Source organism: Enterovibrio nigricans DSM 22720 (genome assembly GCF_900167155.1).
Lineage (GTDB): Bacteria > Pseudomonadota > Gammaproteobacteria > Enterobacterales > Vibrionaceae > Enterovibrio > Enterovibrio nigricans.
The window spans coordinates 1-1,774 of sequence record NZ_FUXU01000204.1 but is presented as its reverse complement, the minus strand read 5'-3'; the positions used below and the strand labels follow the sequence as shown (position 1 = coordinate 1,774).

The window sequence follows — 1,774 nt, the reverse complement described above, 5'->3', positions numbered from 1 at the left end:
CAGGACTGGGTATGCCTGAAACTCAGTATATTGCTTAAGAACCGAACAACTTTAGGCTGCCATGTCTTCCAACCGAATTAAGCAACAAAGCCTATCGGAGAGCGTATCACTTAGCACAGACTCAGTTGTATATTCGAGCAGATCAGTAAAATTGATTTAATAAAGCATGCGTTTCGAAAGTAAAACATACGCTTTATTTTAAAGTGCATATAATTGTATCATAAAAATAAATCATTAGTTTATTTTTACTGTAAAATAAAACAACTCAAAGGATCTATTATGATGAGAAAAATTGCTTTATCAGCTATGCTGCTGTCTTTCGGCTCAATGGCAGGAACTTCTGCCGAGCAGCTGCCCTCTAACGATGACCTCACAGGAGCAATTGATGAAAAACATGCTGCTTACTCGAGATTTAGTAGTGATGATGGTAGTGATGATGGTAGTGTTGGGAGTTATATCATCGCGGCTGATTTCAAAAAAAAGAATGGCTTTTGTTATGCTGAAAATAATAAATTAAAGACAACCTTGATTCTTGGAGGTGGTGAAGGACAGGCAAAGTTTCATTGTGGTGACGAATGGATACTAAGCGGTAACGACAGTCAAAACTATACACTTTCCGCTTACACGACACTCAGTAAGGTGCTACAGCTTCATCAATCAAATTTCGGTATTGACTTGTTTAATACTCAAGCTAAATTAAGACATAGCCACACACAATTGATTGCCAATTCAAGTTACTTACCAAAAGATGACAGCTTTATAATATACACTGCTGATGTAGGGTTTTATGGTAGTGCGTATGTAGATATTACAACAATGGCTCACGAAGCTGGTCACAAGGATACTGCTTTCTTGCTTCGTAATGAAGATGGCTCTCTTTTTTATGAAGCTCTTAAAGAAGGAATTGCGGATTTATATGCTGTAACGCTACATAATCTCTACAGAGCAGAAAATGGAGAAAATACTATTTCTTGGCTAATAGTTTTAAATCAAACAGATCAAAGAAGCTCACGCGCTTTACGCAGCTTGAACAATCCATCAAATGATTACCCAGCATCTGGAAATAAACATGCATCAGAAGAATCAAAAGACAAAACCCCATATCAAAACGCAGGTGATTTAAGATTCTTATTTTACAAGATGGCCAACAGAACTTTCAATTATGACCCTCAAGCCTCTAAATCATCTCAAATTCTAGAGTTATATAAAACATTTAAAGCAGCTAGTGTGCAGTTAGGGAAAAACAGTTCTCGTCAAGATTACCTGAGTGCATTGCAAACTAGTTTATCAAGCTCTCCTCTTTCGAATATAGATTACACAGATGACTTCAAGTCGGTTGGTTGGTTATAGTTCAGCATAAATGGATAAATTCACGGCAAACAATGTTACCTCAACATTTTTATTGTGAGATCGTAAAAGCTGCTCTATAGAGCAGCTTTTATTACACATTAAAAATCAAACCTCTCTTTTATGAACATTCTTATTATTTCAGGTTCTTTTATTGTGATGTAATCACAAGGTTATGAGTTGATTGTCGTACCTGCTGTGATATCGAGCGTGCAGAGGAGTTAAGTTATGAAAGCCTATTTATCTCATGGACATTACCTTCTAAGTACCACCACAATTCGGCCAAATGGTGCGTTTGTGCCGTCAAAGAGACGCACCAGGTACTTATCTGATTGGCTTTGTTGCTTAAATCGATGGAACTAAATCTAGAAGCTACGATCTGATCGGCTACACCCATCAATCGTCGTAGTCTCATGTCTAAACCTCG

The 1,774-nt window shown here is 37.3% G+C and carries 2 protein-coding genes; one reads left to right on the top strand and one right to left on the bottom strand.

From position 1 onward, the window contains the following. Positions 1 to 279 precede the first annotated feature (279 nt). Positions 280 to 1,350, top strand: coding sequence for a hypothetical protein (locus tag B5D35_RS23575; protein WP_078754824.1), 1,071 nt, complete (start codon positions 280 to 282; stop codon positions 1,348 to 1,350). 223 nt (positions 1,351 to 1,573) lie between these two features. Here the strand turns inward: B5D35_RS23575 and B5D35_RS24245 are convergent. Beyond that, a partial coding sequence (locus tag B5D35_RS24245; RefSeq protein ID WP_212567570.1) for a hypothetical protein occupies positions 1,574 to 1,774 on the bottom strand: 201 nt, incomplete at its 5' end.

Bases quoted from the DNA above. Each gene is read 5' to 3' on its own strand.
- B5D35_RS23575 (WP_078754824.1), top strand. From the start codon at position 280: ATGATGAGAAAAATTGCTTTATCAGCTATGCTGCTGTCTTTCGGCTCA.